Annotated in this window: 18 protein-coding genes and 1 pseudogene; 15 read left to right on the plus strand and 4 right to left on the minus strand. The window is 74.4% G+C overall.

Going from position 1 to position 19609, the window contains the following annotated elements; all coding sequences use genetic code 11:
- Positions 1-19: 19 nt before the first annotated feature.
- Positions 20-1228, plus strand: a complete 1209-nt coding sequence (locus tag JNW98_RS02935; RefSeq protein WP_223766456.1) for a NucA/NucB deoxyribonuclease domain-containing protein — start codon at positions 20-22, stop codon at positions 1226-1228.
- A gap of 13 nt (positions 1229-1241) precedes the next feature.
- Here the strand turns inward: JNW98_RS02935 and JNW98_RS02940 are convergent, their stop codons facing one another.
- Positions 1242-2873: an nSTAND1 domain-containing NTPase gene (locus JNW98_RS02940; protein ID WP_223766457.1), complete on the minus strand. Its 1632-nt coding sequence runs from the start codon at positions 2871-2873 to the stop codon at positions 1242-1244.
- Between the two features lie 313 nt (positions 2874-3186).
- Between JNW98_RS02940 and JNW98_RS02945 the strand changes: the two genes are divergently transcribed.
- From JNW98_RS02945 to JNW98_RS02980, 8 genes are all read left to right on the plus strand, one after another.
- Positions 3187-4170, plus strand: coding sequence for an HpcH/HpaI aldolase/citrate lyase family protein (locus JNW98_RS02945; protein ID WP_223766458.1), 984 nt, complete (start codon positions 3187-3189; stop codon positions 4168-4170).
- Positions 4167-5408 carry an 8-amino-7-oxononanoate synthase family protein gene (locus JNW98_RS02950; protein ID WP_223766459.1) on the plus strand — a complete coding sequence of 414 codons (1242 nt, stop codon included), beginning with the start codon at positions 4167-4169 and terminating at the stop codon, positions 5406-5408. Before JNW98_RS02945 ends, JNW98_RS02950 begins: the two co-directional genes overlap by 4 nt.
- Positions 5409-5453: 45 nt before the next feature.
- On the plus strand, positions 5454-6002 hold the full coding sequence (locus tag JNW98_RS02955; RefSeq protein ID WP_223766460.1) for a MaoC family dehydratase: 549 nt from the start codon (positions 5454-5456) through the stop codon (positions 6000-6002).
- Positions 5999-7300: a preATP grasp domain-containing protein gene (locus tag JNW98_RS02960; protein ID WP_223766461.1), complete on the plus strand. Its 1302-nt coding sequence runs from the start codon at positions 5999-6001 to the stop codon at positions 7298-7300. Before JNW98_RS02955 ends, JNW98_RS02960 begins: the two co-directional genes overlap by 4 nt.
- A 41-nt stretch (positions 7301-7341) precedes the next feature.
- Complete coding sequence (locus JNW98_RS02965) at positions 7342-8496, plus strand: glycine amidinotransferase (protein ID WP_223766462.1); 1155 nt, start codon at positions 7342-7344, stop codon at positions 8494-8496.
- 5 nt (positions 8497-8501) lie between these two features.
- Positions 8502-9443, plus strand: coding sequence for a quinone oxidoreductase family protein (locus tag JNW98_RS02970; protein WP_223766463.1), 942 nt, complete (start codon positions 8502-8504; stop codon positions 9441-9443).
- A 93-nt stretch (positions 9444-9536) separates the two neighbouring features.
- The gene (locus JNW98_RS02975) at positions 9537-9959 is read left to right on the plus strand and encodes a cold-shock protein (RefSeq protein WP_223766464.1); all 423 of its coding nucleotides are present in this window, start codon (positions 9537-9539) and stop codon (positions 9957-9959) included.
- On the plus strand, positions 9956-10243 hold the full coding sequence (locus JNW98_RS02980; protein WP_223766465.1) for a DUF7683 domain-containing protein: 288 nt from the start codon (positions 9956-9958) through the stop codon (positions 10241-10243). Before JNW98_RS02975 ends, JNW98_RS02980 begins: the two co-directional genes overlap by 4 nt.
- Here the strand turns inward: JNW98_RS02980 and JNW98_RS02985 are convergent.
- Complete coding sequence (locus tag JNW98_RS02985; RefSeq protein WP_223766466.1) at positions 10230-11447, minus strand: FAD-dependent monooxygenase; 1218 nt, start codon at positions 11445-11447, stop codon at positions 10230-10232. The genes JNW98_RS02980 and JNW98_RS02985 overlap by 14 nt on opposite strands.
- A 189-nt stretch (positions 11448-11636) precedes the next feature.
- On the opposite strand from JNW98_RS02985, the gene JNW98_RS02990 reads away from it, so the two are divergent.
- From JNW98_RS02990 to JNW98_RS03010, 5 genes are all read left to right on the plus strand, one after another.
- Positions 11637-12908 carry an MFS transporter gene (locus JNW98_RS02990; RefSeq protein WP_223766467.1) on the plus strand — a complete coding sequence of 424 codons (1272 nt, stop codon included), beginning with the start codon at positions 11637-11639 and terminating at the stop codon, positions 12906-12908.
- 76 nt (positions 12909-12984) lie between these two features.
- Positions 12985-14070 (plus strand): S-(hydroxymethyl)mycothiol dehydrogenase, encoded by a 1086-nt coding sequence (locus tag JNW98_RS02995; protein WP_223766468.1) that lies wholly within the window; start codon positions 12985-12987, stop codon positions 14068-14070.
- Positions 14070-14699, plus strand: coding sequence for an MBL fold metallo-hydrolase (locus tag JNW98_RS03000; protein ID WP_223766469.1), 630 nt, complete (start codon positions 14070-14072; stop codon positions 14697-14699). The genes JNW98_RS02995 and JNW98_RS03000 overlap by 1 nt, the downstream gene beginning before the upstream one ends.
- Positions 14700-14798: 99 nt before the next feature.
- Positions 14799-15431, plus strand: coding sequence for a pyridoxamine 5'-phosphate oxidase family protein (locus JNW98_RS03005; RefSeq protein WP_223766470.1), 633 nt, complete (start codon positions 14799-14801; stop codon positions 15429-15431).
- A gap of 63 nt (positions 15432-15494) precedes the next feature.
- A complete protein-coding gene (locus tag JNW98_RS03010) occupies positions 15495-15947 on the plus strand; it encodes a DNA-binding protein (protein WP_223766471.1) in 453 nt (150 codons plus the stop codon).
- Between the two features lie 40 nt (positions 15948-15987).
- On the opposite strand, the gene JNW98_RS03015 is transcribed toward JNW98_RS03010, so the two are convergent.
- Both JNW98_RS03015 and JNW98_RS03020 read right to left on the minus strand, forming a co-directional pair.
- A complete protein-coding gene (locus JNW98_RS03015; protein ID WP_223766472.1) occupies positions 15988-17577 on the minus strand; it encodes a long-chain-fatty-acid--CoA ligase in 1590 nt (529 codons plus the stop codon).
- Positions 17578-17695: 118 nt separating this feature from the next.
- A pseudogene (locus tag JNW98_RS03020) lies at positions 17696-18100 on the minus strand (L,D-transpeptidase); the annotation flags it as partial.
- A gap of 473 nt (positions 18101-18573) precedes the next feature.
- Here JNW98_RS03020 and JNW98_RS03025 point away from each other — a divergent pair.
- Positions 18574-19605 (plus strand): hypothetical protein, encoded by a 1032-nt coding sequence (locus tag JNW98_RS03025; protein ID WP_223766474.1) that lies wholly within the window; start codon positions 18574-18576, stop codon positions 19603-19605.
- The last annotated feature ends 4 nt before the right edge of the window (positions 19606-19609 follow it).

Here is a 19609-nt window from a genome sequence, read left to right on the forward strand (position 1 = left end):
ACGCGCGAGACACTGCCTGATGGCGATAGCCACACTCGCTCTGACCGCCTCCGCCCTCACCACCACCACGGCGTCCGCCGCCGCACCGACGAAGGCGGGCGCCGCCGTGGCGGGCAAGGGCTGTGTCCCGACCGCGCCCGGCGAGGTCGGCAAGGAGGGCGTGGGCGTGGTCGACTGCGTCACAGGGGACGGGCCCCGCGACGCCGTGCCGCAGCTCACGGCCGGACCCAAGGCCCGTGTGGCCGCGCCTTCCTGCAAGGAGGAGGACACCCGCCACTCCTACTGCCTTGAGGCCAACGCCCCCTACACGCTCAAGACGGAGAAGGGCGAGATCGTCTTGACGGCCTCGCTCCACTTCGTCACCCGCGCCGCCGCCATCGACCCGAAGGCCCAGACCTGGCAGGAGACGATCAGCGCCACGGTCACCCAGGCCGCGGGCAAGGGGACCATACTGTTCGCGTTCGGGCCCTCGTGTTCGGGGCAGTGCACGATGTACAAGGCCAAGGCGTGGGGCGGCAAGTACGTGCCCATCGGTGTCGGCGAGACGAAGGAGGACTTCGTCGTCTACAAGACCACCGTGGCCAAAGGCGGCCAGAGCGTGGTCAGGCCCATCTACCGCGGTGACCTCACCTCCACCGAGGCGGACAAGCGGGTCATCCCCCTGAGCACCTGGTACGGCCCGGAACTGCGCTGTGACAAGGCCGTGGGCAGTGCGTCGGGGTGCATCGTGATGGGACACATGGCCGACGTGAGGATTTCCATCGCGCAGTACGGGGCTGCGGCCATCACCTACCGGTGGGCTCAGGACAACTTGAAGGGCGGCAACACCGGCACGAAGGAGGCACCGCTGCAGCGGGGCAGTGACGAGGAGGACGAGGACGCCCCGACGACGAAGCAGAAGCGCTACCAGAGCTGTGACGCCCCACCGAACCCCTTCAAGCCCATCCTCGTCACGACGGAGCCCGACTCGTGTGACGAGTACCCGTTCGCCGCTTCGAGCCAGGGCGGCACGAACGGGAACCTGTGCGCGGAGATCCACCCGTGGTACAACTCCGCCACCTTCCAGTGGGAGGTCGACAAGCTCCGGTACCTCGGCCCCGCGCAGACCTGCGTCCGCAGCCACGTACCCCTGAAGCAGAACACGGAAGCGGGGGGCGAGTACGGGCGTGCCGTGCAGTCCGAGCGCATCCTGGACCACGAGTGGTACACCGTGACCATCACCCCGTAACCACCAAGCGGACTCAGCGGACCGCGAGCGGGACGGTGGCCGCCGCCAGCGCGGCGATGGAGAGGAGAAGACCGGCCAGGAAGGTGATGAGGCGGCGCTGGGCGCGCAGCCGGGCGTCGCTCACCGCGTCCTGGAGCCGGCGGGCGCGTTCGGCCGTCGCGCAGGCGGCGAGGAAGTCGCGCTCCCGGACGCCGGGCGGGTACGCCGCGTCCGGCGGGACAGGCGGGACGGCAGCCGTCCCGGCCGGGCCGTCGGACGGCATCCCCGCCGACGCCTCGGCCTCCGCTTCCGCCAGCCGCCGCCCCCGCCACAGCGTCGCCGGGTCCCGGCCGGACTCCTCCCAGGCGCGGGCCGCCCGGGTGAGCCCGCGGCGGCGGCTCAGCGCCTCCGGGTCCTCGGCCGTCCAGGCGGCGAGCCGGGGCCAGCCCTGGGCGACGGCGCCGTGGGCGAGGACGGCCCGGTCGTGGTCGAGGGTGACGATCCGGGCGGCGGCGAGGCGTTCGAGGACGGCGGCCGTGCCGGGGTCGTCGCCGAGTTCGCGCCGGTCGAGGGCGCGCGGTGCGCCGTCGTCGCCGGGTTCGGTCAGCCGCAGCAAAGCGGCCCGCGCGCGCCGCCGCGGCCCGTCGGCGAGTCCGGCCCAGACCGCCTCGGCGCCCTCGGCTGCGGCCCCTTCGAACCCGCCGGCGGCGTGGAAGCCGGCGAGGGTGAGGCGGTTGCCGTCCCGGTGCCGCCAGGTGGCGAGGAGGGCGGCGGAGAGGAGGGAGAGGCCGCCGGGCTGCCGGTGGGCGCCGGTGACGAGGACGGCGAGCAGCCGGTCCTCGACGGTGCAGTGGGCCGCGGCCGCCGGCTCGGTGACGACGCGGGTGAGCTCCTCGGGGGTGAGCGGCGGGAGGGACAGCGGCAGCCCCGCCAGCAACGGGTGTCCCGCGAGCCGGTCGTGGAGGTCGGTGCGCAGGCCCAGCACCAGCCGGCAGGGCGCGGCGCGCAGGACGTCGAGGAGGCAGCGGAGGACCGGCGGGACGACGGAACGGTCGCTTCCGTAGGTGTCCTGCGCGAGGAGCCGTTCCAACTGGTCGACGACGAGGACGGAGTCGGCGTCCGGGAGCCGGGCGAGGCAGCGGGCGAGTTCGGCGACGGGATCGGGACCGGGGACGAACGTCCCGACGGCGGGCGGCCGGCCCTGGCCGGCGAGCCGGTGGACCACGCCCGCCTGGAGGAGCGAGGTGGTCCCCGCTCCGGAGGCGCCGGTGACGACGACGACCCGGTCCCGGCGTAACCGCTCCAGCGCCTGGTCCACCAGGCGTTCCCGGCCGAAGAAGCGGTCGCCGTCCGCCGCCGTGTACGCGGCCGGGCCGGCGTAGGGCGGCGGCCTGCGGCGGGCGAGGGCGGCGGCGACGGCGTGCCAGCGGCCCTCCCACTCCCCCACGTCGCCGCCGCAGGCGCGGACGTAGGCACTGGTGACGGCGAGCGTCGGGAATCTGCGGCCACCGGCGGCCACCGAGAGGCTGGCCGCCGAGGAGTGGGCGAGGAGGGAGAGTTGGCGGTAGGTGGGGCTGCCGGCCCGTTCGCGCAGGGCCCGCAGGTCCGCGGCGAAGCGCAGCAGGGGGCTGTCACCCGGGTCCAGGGGCCGTTCGCGACGTGCCACTGCCCTGCCTTTCCAGCCGTGCCGCACGGCGCCGGGCCAGGGGTGGGGCGACGGCGCGAGCGAGCCGAACGAAGCGGTGCGTCTTACGGTAGCGGTCACGCAATGGCCAACAACACTATGATTTCCGTCAATTCGACAATGACAGTCCGGCTGGGAATGACCAATCCCGATTATTCGGCGTTGTTCGGAGTTGCTTGTTCAGGGCACGCGGAGCGGTCTCGAACAGCCCGGGTGCGGTAGGCATGGAAGCGCGGGGGCGGATCACGACGCCACCGCTCCCTGCTCTCTTCCGCCGGCCCTCGTCGGAGATCCCATGAAGTACTCGCGGTTCTGCCGGTCCCTGCTGTCCACCCCCGCCACCGCCGTCCATCGCTACGCCACCGGCCACCGCTCGGGGGCCGACATCTCCATGGTCGATCTGGAGGATTCCGTTCCGCCGGCGCGGAAGGAGGAGGCACGGAGACGGGCGGAAGGTTTCTTCACCCTGCCGAGCGCCGCCGGCACCCGGTGCGCGGTGCGCATCAACACCATCAGCGGGCCGGACGGCCTGCGCGACCTGCTGGCCCTGCGCCACTACGCGGTGAAGCCGCCGCTCGTGCTGATACCCATGGTCGAGTCGCGCCGGGACGTCGAGATCGTGGAGCACGTCCTCGGTCCCGAGTGCCCGCACACCGAGTTCATCGCCGTCGTGGAGACGCCGCGCGGCCTGGAGCGGGCGGCCGCCATAGCCGCGTCGTCCCCCCGGCTGCGGGCCCTGGTCTTCGGTTCGGCCGACTACGCCTTCGCCACCGGCGCCCGGCTCACCTGGGACGCCCTGGCCCACGCGCGGGGCGTGCTGGTCAACAGCGCGCGGGCGGCCGGGATCGAGGTCATGGACGCGCCGCTCTTCGAGGTGCGTGACGACGGCGCGCTGCGCTGCGAGGCGGCGCTCGCCAAGGACATGGGGTTCAGCGGCAAGATCGCCGTGCACCCCCGCCAAGTGCCGCTGATCAACGAGGCGTTCTCCCCGGACGCCGACACCCTCGGCCGCGCCCGCCGGATCGTGGCCGCCGGCCGGGAGAACGGCCGGGACATCACCGTGGTCGACGGCATGATGATCGGCATCCCGTTCTTCGAGGCGTCCCAGCGCCTGGTCGAGGAGTTCGGCGACCAGGCGCCGGACCCGTCCGAACCGCCTCCGAGAGCCGCGGCCCCATCCCCTCAGGCGACAGCCGCCCCGGCCCCGGCCGCCCGGGCACCCCACCCGTACCCCGACGCCCCGCGCTCCACCACCGCGACGCAGGAGAGGGAACAGTGAACACCGAGAACCCCCCGAACCCCACGGCCGACATCACCGGCCCGCACCGCTACCGCAACAGCGCCACCATGATCCGCACGGCCGACCCGGCCTGGCTGGGCGCCGCGGAGGCCGGGCTGATCGGCGTCGTCGCCGACTCCCCCGACGCCAACAACCACCTCGTCACCCCGGACGGCCACGCGTTCGTCAACATGTGCTCCTGCTCGTACCTGGGCCTCAACCACCACCCCGCCGTGGTGGAGGGCGCGATCGAGGCGCTCCGGGAGACCGGCGCCACCTCCCTGGTCATGCCGACCACCCGGGTCCGGCACCGGCTGCTCGCCCGGCTGGAGGAGGAGCTCGGCGACCTCTTCGGCTGCCACGCCCTGCCCGGCGCCTCGTGCAGCGCGCTCACCGCCGGCATCCTGCCGCTGATCGCCTCCGGTCACCTGTCCGACGGGCAGCCGCGCGTGATGGTCTTCGACCGCTTCTGCCACTTCTGCATGTCGTACATGAAGCCCGTCTGCGGCGACGAGAGCCTCGTCCTCACCTGTGACCACAACGACCTGGACCGGCTGGAGGAGATCTGCCGGACCTACCCGCGGGTCGCCTACGTCGCCGACGGCGCGTACTCGATGGGCGGCGCGGCGGCCCTGGACGGGCTGCGGCGGCTCCAGGAGCGGTACGGCCTGTTCCTCTACCTGGACGACTCGCACTCGCTCTCCATCCTCGGCGAGCACGGCGAGGGCTTCGCCCGCTCCCAGCTGGAGATGAACGAGCTGACGGTGATCACCGCCAGCCTGGGCAAGGCGTTCGGCACGGCCGGCGGCATCGCGATGCTGGGCAGCCGGGAGATGTTCGAGTTCCTGCACCGGCACGCGGGCCCGGTCGGCTGGTCGCAGAACATGTCGTTCCCGGTCGTCGGCGCCTCGCTGGCCTCGGCCGCGATCCACCGCTCCCCCGAACTCGGCGACCTCCAGCGCAAACTCCAGGAGAACATCGCCTACTTCGACAACGCCTTCCCCACCTCCTTCGCAGGCAACGGCCTCCCCGTGCGCCGCATCACCGTCGGCGACCCGGACGCGGCCGTCAAGCTCTCCGGCGAGATGTTCCAGCGCGGCTTCTACTGCTCGGCGGTCTTCTTCCCCATCGTCCCCAAGGGCGAGGCCGGCCTGCGCATCATGATCCGCGCCGACCTGTCCCGGGAGAAGCTCGACGAGTTCATCGGCCACATCAAGGACCTCACCAGCACGGACTGAGCCACCCCACACCGAACCACCACGCACCGAGGACGGTACGGACCCATGGCGGACGACACCCCGCCCAGCGGCTACGAGCGGCTGGGACCGCAGCACTACCGGGAAGTGGTGGGCTTCCTCTACGAGGAGTTCACCGTCGGCGACGTGATCGAGCACCGGCCCGGCCGGACGATCACCGAGATGGACAACGTCCTGATGAGCACGTTGTCGATGAACGACGCGCCCCTGCACATCGACGCCGCGTTCTGCGCGGACACCCCCTGGGGCCGGCCGCTGGTCTCCAGCCTGGTCACGCTGAGCATCGTCGGCGGCATGACGGCTCGCAGCACCAGCGGCAAGGCCCTGGCCAACCTGGGCTGGGACCGCATCCGACTGCCCAACCCGGTCTTCACCGGCGACACCCTCTACGCCTCCACGGAGATCCTCGGCAAGCGGCTCTCCCGCAGCCGTCCCGGCGAGGGCATCGTCTCCTGCCGGACCACCGGCACCAAGTCCACCGGCGAGGTCGTGCTCGTCTTCGAGCGCAGCTTCCTCGTCCCCTGCCGCGGCCCCGAGCCCGCCGGCCCGGACGCCGCGCCGCTGGAGGACGGATGACGGCACTGCTGATCGGCGACAACCGGGCCGCGGAGATGGCCGGCGGCCCGGACGGCACCCCGGACGGGCGGCGGCGGGCCGCCCGGGGCGCCCAGCGGCTGCTGTGGTGGGCCCGCGACGGCGACGTCCTGCTGCTGCCGGAGGCACCCGACGATGCGTACGCCGACCACGTCACCGGCCTCACCGGCACCCGCCGCGCCACCCTCACCGTCGTCACCGCCGACCTCCCGCCCACCGGGACCCTGCCCGACGCGACGGTGGCCGCCGTCCGTACCGCCCTGGCCGGCCGGACCGTCGACCGGGTGCTGCCGGTGTACGCCGACGCCGGCGTCGCGGACCTCGCCCGCCGGCTGGGCGCCGAACGCGCCCTGCCGGGATGGGCGTTCCACGCCCAGGGCGGCAGCGCCCTGGTCAACGGCAAGGCGGCCTTCCGCGCGGTGGCGGCGGGCACCGGCACGCCCGTCGCGGCCGGTACGGTGGCGGGCACCGCGGACGCGGCGGGCGATTACGCGGCGGGGCTGCTCGCCGCGGGCCACTGCGCCGTCCTGAAGCAGGCGTTCCACTCCGGCGGGCTCGGGAACGAGATCCTCACCGCCGACCCGGCCGTCCGGCCCCTGGGCGCGCCCCGCGCGGTCGTCCTGCCCGGGCCGGAGGCCGCCCGGAAGCACGTGGCCGGCCACTGGGACCGGCTGTCGTCCGGCGGCCGGCACCCGCTGGTCGTCGAGCGGTACCACCCCGAATCGACCCCCGTCTACGCCGAGTTCGAGGTCGGCGACGACGCGATCGTCCTGTCCGGCCACGGCGAGATGCTGATGGACCCCGTCGTGGTCGGCGAGACGGTGCCCGCCGCACTGCCCCGGGCCGTCCTCGACCGGCTGCTCGCCGGCGGGCGGCGGCTGTGCGCGGCGTACCGCGCCCTGGGCTACCGCGGGACGCTCAGCGCCGACGCGATCCTCACCCCCGCCGGCGAGCTGCTGTTCACCGAGGCCAACGGCCGGCTCACCGGCTCGTCGCACCTGCACACCGCGCTCGGCCGCCGGCTCGTCGGCGAGCGCCCGGGGTCCCGGCGGGTGTTCCTGGAGACGGGCACCTGGCCCGTCCCCTCCTTCGGCGCGGCCCTCGACGCGCTGGAGCGGTCCGGTCTCGCCTTCGACCCCGCCACCCGCACGGGCGTCGTCCTCGTCGGCGACCTCGTCCCCGTGGACGGCACGGTGATCCCCTGCGTGATCGCCCGCGACCGGGACGCCGCGCACGCCGTGCGCCGCTCCCTGCCGGCGTTCGCCGCCGCCCGCGCCTGAACCCGTCCCCCCTCCCCCGTCGCTCGCAGAAAGGCCGCAGCATGTCCCTCAACAGCTACGACAGCTGGTCCCCGTTGCGTGAAGTGGTCGTCGGATCGGCCGAGAACTACTCCTCCCACGAGCGGGAGCTCTCCTTCGACCTGTTCTTCCACGACGAGATGCCGTACAGCCGGATGTACTACCCGCGCCACCGCGCGCCCGGCGAGGACGGCGGCACCGGCACCGGGGCCCGGCAGAGCCCCATCAAGAAGCGCTACGTCGAGGAGCTCCAGGAGGACGTCGAGGGGATGGTGGAGACCCTCACCTCGCTCGGCGTGACCGTGCACCGGCCCGCGCCGCTCGCGGAGCACATCGAGGTCCGCACGCCCACCTTCCGCGCCGCCGTCATCCCGGCGCTCAACGTCCGCGACAACAGCATCGTCCTCGGCGACGAGGTCATCGAGACGGCCCCGCAGGTGCGCGCCCGCTACTTCGAGACGCAGCTGCTCAAGCCGGTCTTCGCCGACTACTTCCGGCGCGGCGCGCGCTGGACGGTGATGCCCCGGCCGCTGATGACCGACGCCTCCTTCGACCTCTCCTACGTCACGGCACAGACGGCCCCGGGCGAGCTGATGGAGCCCATCACCGACCCCCGGCCGTCGCCGTACGACGTCGGGCACGAGATGATGATCGACGGGGCGCAGTGCCTGCGGCTGGGCCTGGACGTCTTCGTCAACGTCTCCACCGCCAACCACGCCCTCGGCTGCGACTGGCTGGAGCGCCACCTGGAGGGGCGCTTCCGGGTGCACCGGCTGGACTCGCTGTCCGACAGCCACATCGACAGCACCGTGCTGGCGCTCCGCCCCGGGCTGCTGCTGGTGCGCACCCCGCAGATCGCCGAGCGGCTGCCCAAGCAGCTCCGCTCGTGGGACATGATCTTCCCGCCGGAGCCGGAGGACAACCAGTTCCCGGTGTACGACGACGATGACCTGCTGCTCACCAGCCGCTACATCGACCTGAACGTGCTGTCGGTCTCCCCCGACACCGTCCTCGTCAACTCCGCCTGCCCGGAGCTGATCCGGACGCTGGAGGGGCACCGCTTCACCGTGGTGCCGGTGCGCCACCGCCACCGCCGCCTCTTCGGCGGCGGTCTGCACTGCTTCACCCTCGACACGGTCCGGGAGGGCTCCGCGCCCGAGGACTACCTGGGGGGCTGAGCGGCATGCGGGCTGTGGTGCTGCGCCGGTTCGGCGGTCCTGAGGTCCTGGAGACCGCGGACCTCCCGGAACCGGCGGCGGGCGAGGGGGAGTCCGTCGTCGACGTCACCCTGGCGGGTGTCAACTACGGTGATCTGGAGGTCCGGGCGGGCGTCTATCGGCCGCCGGGGCTGCCGGCGGTCCTCGGTGCGGAGATCGTCGGCGTCCGGCGGCGGGACGGCCGGCGGGTGGCCGCGCTGCTGCGCGACGGGGGCGGGTACGCGGAGGTGGCCGTGGCCCGCGACGCGTACACGGTGGAGCTCCCCGACGGCATCGACGATCTCACCGGCGCCGCCCTGGTCGAGCAGGGGTGCACGGCGTACGCCGCCCTGGTCACGGCCGGCCGGCTGCGGCCGGGGGAACGGGTGGCGGTCGCGTCCGCCGCCGGCGGGGTCGGCCACCTGGCGGTCCAGCTGGCCCGCGCGCTGGGCGCGTCCGTCGTCGCCGGGACGGCCTCGTCGGAGGCCAAGCGGGAGTTCGTCCGGCGGCTGGGCGCCGAGCACGCGGTCGCGGGCCCGGAGGATCTGCCGGAGCTCCTGCCGGACGGCGTGGACCTCTACCTGGACTCGCTGGGCGGCCCGCGCGTCGAGGCCGCGCTCGCCGCGCTGGCCCCCTTCGGGCGGCTCGTCTCCATCGGCCACCGCGAGGAGCCGGCCGTCGTCGCCGTGGACGCGCTGACCCGGCGCTCACTCGGCGTGGTGACGCTGTGGATGCAGCAAGTCCTGGAAACGCCCGGCCTGTTCGCGGAGGTGGCCGGGCGGGTCCTCGCCCTCGCCGGCGAGGGGCGGCTCGTCCCGCACGTCGACCGCGTCGTGCCGCTGGACGGCGTAGCGCAGGCGCACGAGGCCGTCGCGGCGCGGGAGACGGCGGGGAAGGTGCTCGTCGACGTGCGGGCGGCAGGGCGTTGACACGGGGATTGTGTCCCGCACCGGCGCTGGATAGGGTCCCGTCGGGCCCGGGACCGGGCTGGTGCTGGCACGCGGTGTAGGTGGGGAATGTCTGTGGTCACGGGTAGGATAATCCGCTTCGACGAGTTCCGGGGCTATGGGTTCGTCGCTCCGGACACCGGCGGGGAGGACGTGTTCGTGCACGTCAACGACGTCCAGGCGGACAAGCGCCTGATCGTCCCCGGCGCGTTCGTCGAGTTCACCGTGGAGGAGGGCGAGCGGGGCCTCAAGGCGTCCCACGTCCGCCTGCTGGACCGGGTGCCGTCCGCGCGCCCGGCCGAGCCTCCGGCGGAGCCCTACACACCCGGCCCGCCGCACGAGGACGGCGACTGCGACGTGCTGTCCGCCAAGGAGTTCACGGACGAGGTCACCGAACTGCTCCTCGGCGCGGCCCCCACCATGACCGCGGAGCAGATCCTCCTGATCCGCCAGCGGCTCGTCCGCCTGGCCGCCAACCACGGCTGGGTCGAGGTGTGACCGAGGACCGGCCCGGCACCGCCGGAGCCCCGCGCGACTCCGGCCGGCCGGACGCCCGCCACACCGTGACGGCCTACCCGAAGGGCGCCGACTTCCCCGCGGGCGAGACGGAACTGCCGGACGCCGACCCGGCCTTCCTCGCCGGGCTGTTCGGGGTCCCGGTCGAGCGTTTCGTGGACGTCTATCCCATGGACGCGGGACACATGGCGGTCCTGGAGCGGACGGCGGGCCTCACCTTCGATCCTGCCGCGTACGACTACCACTTGGAGGTCACCGCCGGGTAGCCGCCTCGCCCGGCGCCGGTGCGCGCAGCTCGGCCAGGGCGTCGTGGCCGTGGATCCAGGCGAGCCGGTCCGGGAGGGTGGCGAGGTCCGCGTCGCGGGCGGTGGCCTGGGGCCCGTCGGGGAGCTGGAGGCAGGCGGCGTTCCGCCGGGAGCCGGCCTGGATGGCGCGGGTCCTGGGGCGGCGCGCCAGCTCGTAGCGGCGCAGGGCGGCGGGCACGTCGTCCGGTCCCGCCCCGGCGAGCAGCGCGGCGAGGACGGCCGCGTCCTCCAGCGCCTGGTTCGCCCCCTGCCCGTGGTGGGGCAGCATCGGGTGGGCGGCGTCGCCGAGCAGGGTGATCCGACCGCGGGTCCAGGCGCGCCGGGGCTCGCGGTCGTAGAGGGCCCAGCGGCCGGGGCGTTCGGCGGCGGCCAGGAGGCGGGTGAGGGACGGGTGCCAGCCGTCGAACGCGGCGAGCAGGTCGCCCGTCCGGCCCTCGGTGACCCAGGACTCGACGGTCCAGGCGGGGTCCGGCACGACGGCCAGGAAGTTGAGCAGGCGGCCGCCCGCGACCGGGTAGACCACCACGTGCCGGCCGGGCCCGACCCACAGCCACAGGACGGGCTCGGCGAGTTCGGGCAGGTCGGGCACCCGGTCGAGGGGGACGAGGGCGCGGTAGCCGCTGGTGCCGGAGAAGACCGCCTCGTCGGGGCCGAAGACGGCGTTCCGGACGGCGGAGTGGATGCCGTCCGCGCCGACGACCGCGTCCGCCTCGGCCACCGAGCCGTCGGCGAACCGGGCGACGGCGCCGTCGGGGGTCTGCTCGACGCCGGTGCAGCGGGCACCGAAGCGCACCGGGATCCCGTCGGCGGCGGCGAGCAGCGCGTCCTGGAGGGCGGAGCGTTCGAGGTGCCGGAAGGGGGCGCCGAACCGCTGCTCGTAGCTGTCGCCGATGCCGAGTCCGGCCACCGTCCGACCGGTGCTCCAGTGCCGGAAGTCGACGCGCAGCGGGACGACGGCCGTCGTCGCGAGCCGCCGGTCGATGCCGAGGGAGCGCAGGACGCGGTGGCCGTTGGCGCCGATGGCGACGCCCGCGCCGGTGGCCGTCGGCCGCGGCGCCTGTTCGTGGACGACGGCTTCGACGCCGCTCCGCCGCAGCGCGACGGCGGCGGCCAGCCCGCCGATACCCCCGCCGACGACGGCGATCCGGGGCCGCCTTCCGGCCATGGTCCGCTCCCTCCCGCCCGGCGGGTTCCGCCCGCTTCCCGCCCGAGACTACTCACCGCCCCGGGGGCCGCGCACGGGTAGGATTCCGGACGATCGGCCACCGGTTGGGACCGGGAGTGGCGGGTTTCCGACAGGAGTTGGCACATTATCGGAAGCGCGACGCGCAGAAGAGCCGTCACGATCGGGGACGTGCCGAAGAATCGTTCCCTCCCCTCACGCAACCGCCCGCCGCGCAACCGCCCGATCCTTCTCCTCTCCTCGGGGCACGCCTGTGTGGACGTCTACCAGGGAGCCGTGGCCGCCCTGGTGTCGTTCTTCGTCTCCGAGCGGGCCTACACCTACGCCGCCGCCTCGGGCGTCGTCCTGGCCGCGTCCCTGCTCTCGTCGGTGGTGCAGCCGCTGTTCGGGGCGCTCACCGACCGGTGGGCCCTGCCGTGGCTGCTGCCGGTGAGCACGCTGGTGGGCGGGGCGGGCGTCGCCCTGAGCGGCCTGTGGGACTCGTACGCCCTGACCCTGGCGGTCGTCGCCGTGTCCGGGATCGGCGTGGCCGCCTATCATCCCGAGTCCGCGCGGGTGGCGCGTCAGGCGAGCCGGGGCAGCCATGTGGCGATGGGCTGGTTCTCGCTCGGCGGCAACCTGGGCTTCGCCGCGGCCCCCCTGCTGGTCTCCGCCGTCGTCGCCACAGGCGGCCTGCGGGCGACGCCGCTGCTGGTGCTCCCGGCCGTCGCGGGCGCGGCCCTGTGCGCGGCGGCGCTGCGCGCGGTCCGCGCGCCGGGGGACGCGGCGGGTGCCAAGGCCGCGTCCCGCCCGGCCGGACGGGACGACTGGGCGTCGTTCCGCCGGCTGACCGGGGCCATCATGTGCCGTTCGATCGTCTTCGTCGGGCTGAGCGCGTTCGTCTCGCTGCATGTGCGGCAGCGCACCGGCTGGGGGCAACTGGCGGGTACCGCGGCTCTGTTCGTGCTCTACCTGGGCGGCGCGGTGGGCACGGTGGCGGGCGGGAAGCTGGCCGGACGGTACGGGCGGATCGCCGTCGTCCGCTGGTCGTACGCCCTGGCGGTCCCGGCGGTCGCCGGCGTCGTGCTCGTCCCCGGCCCGGCGCTCTACCTGTTCGTGGCCCTGACCTCGGCCGCGCTGTACGTCCCCTTCTCCCTGCACGTCACGCTCGGCCAGGACTACCTGCCCCGGCGCGTGGGCACCGCGAGCGGCGTCACCCTCGGCCTGGCGGTCAGCGTCGGCGGCGTGGCGAGCCCGCTCATCGGCGCCCTCGCCGACACCGCGTCGCTGCGGACCGCCCTCGCGCCGCTGATCGCGCTGCCCGCCCTCGGCTGGCTGCTGCTGCGCCCGCTGCGCGAGCCCGACGCGCCGGGGGCGCCCCGCGTGCCCGGCGCGGCGCCGGCGGCCGACACCCCCGGCGCCCCCAGTGCTCCCAGCGCTCCCAGCGCTCCCAGCGAGACGTGAGCCGCGTCGTTGGACGCCGGGCGCCGTGGTGCGCGAGAGTGGTCCACGACGTAATGATCAAGGAAGGGGCAGTGCCGTGGCACAGGAAGTCCGGGGCGTGGTGGCGCCGGGGAAGAACCAGCCGGTGCGGGTCGAGACCATCGTGGTGCCGGACCCGGGACCTGGTGAGGCCGTGGTGAAGGTGCAGGCGTGCGGCGTCTGCCACACCGACCTGCACTACAAGCAGGGCGGCATCAACGACGACTTCCCGTTCCTGCTGGGCCACGAGGCGGCCGGCGTGGTCGAGGCGGTCGGCGAGGGCGTGACCGAGGTGGCGCCCGGCGACTTCGTCGTCCTCAACTGGCGTGCCGTCTGCGGCCAGTGCCGGGCCTGCCTGCGCGGCCGCCCGCAGTACTGCTTCGCCACGCACAACGCACGGCAGAAGATGACCCTGAAGGACGGCACCGAGCTGACGGCCGCCCTGGGCATCGGCGCGTTCGCGGAGAAGACGCTGGTCGCCGCCGGCCAGTGCACCAAGGTCGACCCCGAGGTCTCCCCCGCCGTCGCCGGGCTGCTCGGCTGCGGCGTGATGGCGGGCATCGGTGCCGCCATCAACACCGGCGGGGTGGGCCGCGGCGACTCGGTGGCCGTCATCGGCTGCGGCGGCGTCGGTGACGCGGCCATCGCCGGCTCCCGGCTGGCGGGCGCGGCCCGGATCATCGCCGTCGACATCGACGACCGCAAGCTGGAGACGGCCCGCCGGATGGGCGCCACCCACACGGTGAACTCGCGCACCAGCGACCCGGTCGAGGCCATCCGCGAGCTGACCGGCGGCTTCGGTGCCGACGTGGTCATCGAGGCGGTCGGCCGCCCGGAGACGTACGAGCAGGCGTTCTACGCCCGCGACCTGGCCGGCACCGTCGTCCTGGTCGGCGTCCCGACCCCGGACATGCGGATCGACCTGCCGCTGCTCGACGTCTTCGGCCGCGGCGGCGCCCTGAAGTCCTCCTGGTACGGCGACTGCCTGCCCTCCCGCGACTTCCCCATGCTCGTCGACCTGCACCTCCAGGGCCGGCTCGACCTGGCGGCCTTCGTCACCGAGACCATCGGCCTGGGTGACGTCGAGGCGGCCTTCGACCGGATGCACCAGGGCGACGTGCTGCGCTCGGTGGTGGTCTTCTGATGCCGGCCCGGATCGACCACCTCGTCACCTCCGGCACGTTCTCCCTCGACGGGGGCACGTGGGAGGTCGACAACAACGTCTGGATCGTGGGCGACGACCACGAGGCGATCGTCATCGACGCGGCGCACGACGCCGACGCCATCGCCAAGGCGCTGGGCGACCGCCGGCTGCTGGCCGTCGTCTGCACCCACGCGCACGACGACCACGTCAACGCGGCCCCGGCGCTGGCCGAGCGCACCGGCGCCCCGGTCCTGCTCCACCCCGCCGACCGGCCCCTGTGGGACCGCACCCACCCGGACCGCGCCCCGGACGGCGAGCTGACGGACGGGCAGGTGCTGCGGGTGGCCGGCACGGAGCTCACCGTGCTGCACACGCCGGGCCACGCGCCGGGCGCGGTCTGCCTCCACGCCCCGGAGCTGGGTACGGTGTTCACCGGGGACACCTTGTTCCAAGGCGGCCCGGGCGCCACCGGCCGGTCGTTCTCCGACTTCCCGACCATCGTCGCGTCGATCCGCGACCGGCTGCTGACCCTCGACGCCGCGACGGTCGTCCGGACGGGCCACGGCGACACGACGACGATCGGCGCGGAGGCGCCGCACCTGGAGGAGTGGATCGCCCGCGGGCACTGACGGGCGGTCGAAGGCGTCGGCCGGCCGGTGACCGGGCCGGCCGGCGCGCCTAGGATCGAAGACGTCGTCGCAGGCACCGCGGAACGAGGGGGAACCACCGTGGACAGGACGGACTGGGTCGAGATCACCGAGCCCGGCGAACTGACGGAACTGCTCGGGGAACCGGTCCCGCGCGTCCGCGACAAGGTCCGGGACCGGCTGGGCGAGCTCGACCGGCAGTGGCTGGAGAGCTCGCCGTTCTGCCTGGTGGCCACCTCGGACGCGGACGGGAACTGCGACGTCTCACCGAAGGGCGACCCGGCCGGCGGCCTGGCGCTCGTCCTGGACGACACCACGCTCGCGATCGCCGAACGCCCGGGCAACCGGCGGGCGGACGGGTTCCACAACGTCCTCGCCAACCCCCACGTCGGCCTGGTCTTCCTGGTGCCCGGCCGCGGCGACACCCTGCGCGTCAACGGCCGGGCCCGGCTGGTGCGCGAGGCGCCGTTCCTCGACCGGATGACAGTCAAGGGGCACCGCCCGGTCCTCGCCCTGCTGGTCGAGGTCGAGGAGGTCTTCTTCCACTGCTCGAAGGCGTTCCTCCGCTCCGAGCTGTGGAAGCCGGAGACCTGGCGGCCGGACGGGGTCGCCTCCCGGGCGCGCATCGCCAAGGTCCTGGAGCGGCCCGAGGACTCCCTGGAGGAGCTGGAGACCTACTACGGACCGGGGTACGCCGCCCGCCTCTACGACTGAGCAAACAGACTGTTCACAACGCGCCGTTGACGCACCGTCATGTGGTGCGTCATGCTGCTGCGCATGCCGTCATCTTCCGAGGCGCCGGAGGCGCCCGAGACCCCAGATCCCTTCTCTCCCCCGGATGCCGACCAGGCGCGGGCGCGGCGCGTCCACGCCGCGCTGTTCCGGATCGCCGAGCGGCACGCGGACACGGACGCGCGCCGCCGCCGGCAGGTCCACCCCACGATGATCGGCCCGCACGAGGCCGTCCGGCTGGTGTCCTTCCTGCTCAGCGGCGCCGCCCTGCCGGAGGACGGCGAACCGGAGGTGGACCGCGCCGACATCACCGCCGCCCTGAGCCTCGTGCCGCTGATGCGCGGGGAGATGGACGAGCTGGAGGCCGGGCTCCTCAGAATGGCCCGGGGGCGCGGCATGACCTGGCCGGACATCGCCTTCGGGCTCGGGCTCGGCACTCCCCAGGCCGCACGGCAGCGCTACGAACGGCTGGCCGACCGTACGGCACAGGACGAGTAACGGCCGTTCGCCGCAAGGCCGCCGAGGGCCGCCGCGACCGTCATCCGGCGGACGCCGCGGCCCGCAGCGCGTTCTTGTCGATCTTCCCGGTGGCGTTGCGCGGCAGGGCCGCCACCACCTCCACCGCCTTGGGGCACTTGAACCCGGCGAGCCGCTCCCGACAGTACGCCCGCAGCTCGGCCTCGTCGATCGGCGCCGCGCCGGCCGCCACCAGGACGGCCCGTACCGCCTCGCCCCACTTCTCGTCGGGCACCCCGACCACGGCGACCTCGGCGACGGCGGGGTGCTCGGCCAGCACCCGCTCGACCTCGGCGGGGCAGACGTTCTCGCCGCCGGTGATGATCAGGTCCTTGAGCCGGTCCTCGACGAAGACGAAGCCGTCCTCGTCGATCCGCGCCAGGTCCCCGGTGCGCAGCCAGCCGTCCCCGGTGACGGTCTCGGCCGTCGCGGCGGGATTGCCGAGATAGCCCTTCATCCGCCCGGGGGACCGGATCCACAGTTCGCCCCGCTCCCCCGGGGGCAGGTCGGCGCGGGTGTGGGGGTCGACGACGCGGGCCTCGACGCCCGGCATCGGGCGGCCGGCGGAGACGAGGCGGTGGGCCTGGACCGGGTCGCGGTGGACCTCGGGGGTCAGGGCCGTGGCGGCGCCGGAGAGTTCGGTCATGCCGTAGAGCTGGAGGAACCCGACGTCGGGGAAGAGGGCGAGCGCCCGGCGCAGCACCGGCAGTGGCATGGGCGAGGCGCCGTAGAGGCAGTACCGCAGCCCGGCGAAGGCCGCGGCCGCGGCCGGGCCGCCGGCCAGGATGCCGGGCAGCATGGCCGGCACCAGCAGGAGGTGGGTGGCGCCGTCGGCGACGGCCGCGCACATGGCCTCGGGGGTGGCTTCCCGCAGGACGACGGTGGGCGCCCCGGCGAGCAGCGCGGTGACGACGTAGCAGACGCCGCCGACGTGGAAGAACGGGAGGACGGCGAGGCTGCGGTCGGCCGGGCCCATGGGCAGGACGGCGAGCAGCGACGCGCTCTGTTCCAGCAAGCCCCGGTGGGTCAGTTCGGCGCCCTTGGGTGAGCCGGTGGTGCCGGAGGTGTAGAGGATGACGCAGGTGTCGTCCGGGTCGAGGCCGTCGCGGGCGGCGAGCGGTTCCGCGCGGGCGAGGAGGGACGCGTACGTCTCGGCGCCGTCGTCCGGTTCGGCGGGGTCACCCGGCTCGGCGGGGTCGCCGGTGACGATCAGGCGCGGCGGGGCGTCCAGCGTGCCGAGGGCCGTCCGTACGGTGTCCAGCACGTCGGCGTCGGCGAACAGCACGGAGGCACCGGAGTCGGCGACGACGTGGGCGAGTTCGGGCGGGGCGAGGCGCCAGTTGAGGATGGCGGTGGCCGCTCCGGCGCCGGCGGCGGCGAGGACGGTCTCCAGGCAGGCGAGGCTGTTGCGGCCGACGACGGCGACCCGGCTCCCCGGGCCCACGCCGGCGGTGTGGAGGGCGCCGCGCAGCAGGTCGGCACGGGCGTGGAGATCGCGCCAGGTGAGGCGGCGGCCGTCCGAGGCGAGTGCTTCGGCGTCCGGCGCGCGGTCGGCCCAGTGGGCGGGCAACTCGTGCAGCAGGCGCGGGCGTTGTACGAGCGGTGTGGGCATCCGTTCCCCCCGGTCGGCGCTCCGGGCAGCGTACCCGGGCGCCGTGCGGTCCGCCACCGGCGGACGCCCGCCGGCGGGCCGGGGCGCGTACGGCCCGGCCCGCCGGTGGACGGACCGGTCAGGTGCCGGGCTTGCGGCCGTACACGAAGACGTCGTCGCCCTTGTGCAGCAGGTTCCAGTACGCCTGGGCGTCCTTCATCCGCATGTTGACGCAGCCGTGGGAGCCGGGCGGCGAGTAGACGCTGCCGCTGATGGCGTGGAACGCCTGGCCGCCGTCGAAGAACTGGCTGTACGGCATGCTCACGTCGTACAGCGACGAGCGGTGGTTCTTGTCGCGCCAGTAGACCTTCTTGAGGCCGGTGCGCGTGGCGAAGCCCTTTCTGCCCGAGCGTATGTGGACCGGGCCGTACTTGATCTTCTTGCCGTCCTGTATCCAGCTCACCTGGCGGGTCAGGTCGACGCAGGCGATGCGGCCCTTGTCCGTCGGGCAGGAGACCTTGGCGGGCGCCTTGGCCGCCGCCTTGGCGGGGGCCGCCTCGGCGGTCCCGCCGGCCGCCACGGCCAGGGGGACGGCCAGTCCGGCGGCGCCCAGCGCGACGCCCAGCCGGGTCCGCAGGGAGGTGCGATTCATTGTCATGAACGGTAAGACCATCGAAATCCCCACTTGGTTGCATACCGCACCAGCCGCTTTCGGCGGAACCCGATCTTCCTCGGGCCCACGGTCGACCGGCCGTCCGCCTGGGGTTAGGCTCGTCGGGCGGCGGCCGCGAACTCCCTTGCGCGGTGCGGCTCTTGCCACACCCCCCGCATACTTCGCCTTCCCCCGTCGGCCTCGCCGACACCGCACGCCCCGTCCCGCCCGCCGCTCCCCCGCCCCCCAGCCCAGGATCCGCTTGTGACCACCCGCACACCCGGCACCGCCGGCCCGCCGTCCCCCCGCGCCACCGCCTACCGCCCGCCGGCCACCCGGCCGGCCCTGCACGACGGGGTGGGCTGATGGCCAGGGAGACCACGGCCCCCGCCGGCGGCTTCCGCCCCGTCCACCACCCGGCCGGGCTCGACGACGCCCTGCGGATCGCCGTCGAGGAGGTGTGGGCGGGCCGCTGGATGGCCATGCGCGACCTGCTGGCGCAGACCGGCGCCGACTGGGCGCTGCGCACGGCCCGCACCCAGGTCCTCGGCGCGGTCGCCGCCGGTTCGACGATCGTCGAGGCGTGGGCCGCGGAGGAGGGGTACAGCGTCGACGCGCGGGTGATGTGGGCCCGGGTGGTGGTGCAGCGGGCGCAGCGCGCGCACCGGCAGCGGCATCCGGAGGCCGTCCACCTGGAGCACCAGGCCCGGGAGGCATGCCGGCTGGCGGTCGAGGCCGCGCCCGGCGACCCAGTGCCGTGGATCTGCCTGCTGGCCTTGGCCTCGCTGGACGAGCGCCAGGAGCGGCCCGAGCACCGGCTCCAGCCCTGGGAGATCATGCTGCCGCCGGGTCCGTGGGGGCTGCTCTCCCGGATCTGGGAGCGCGACCAGTGCAACCGCGAGGCGTTCCACCGGATGCTCCAGTTCTTCCAGGCGTGCACCAGCGGCGCCGCGGCGTCGGTGTCGGCGGTCGACTTCGCCCGCTGGGTGGCGTCCTGGGCGCCGGCCGGGTCGCCGCTGCTGGCGCTGCCGCTGTTCGCCTACGCCGACCTGCACCGGCGGCAGGCCGCGGACCCGATGGGGCAGGGCCGGTCGGACGCGCTGCTGCGCTCGCAGTGGTCGGTGGACCCCATCCGCTCCGAGACCTTGCGGACGTACCAGGGCTGGTTCGCCCCGGCCGTCCGCGGCGGGCGGGCGCCGCTGTCCGTGGCCGATCTGTCGCACCTGGCCTTCGCGTTGTGGTCGGCCCGGCACTACGCCGAGGCGGCGGAGGTGTTCGCGGCCATGGGGGCGCACACCACCGTCCAGCCGTGGGCGGCGTTCACCGCCGACCCCGGCCGGCCGGAGCCGGCGACCGAGGAGTTCCTGCGCGCGCGGCGGCACTGCCTGGGGTCGTGACGGG

It is taken from the genome of Streptomyces huiliensis (assembly GCF_020037025.1).
Classification (GTDB): Bacteria; Actinomycetota; Actinomycetes; order Streptomycetales; family Streptomycetaceae; genus Streptomyces; species Streptomyces huiliensis.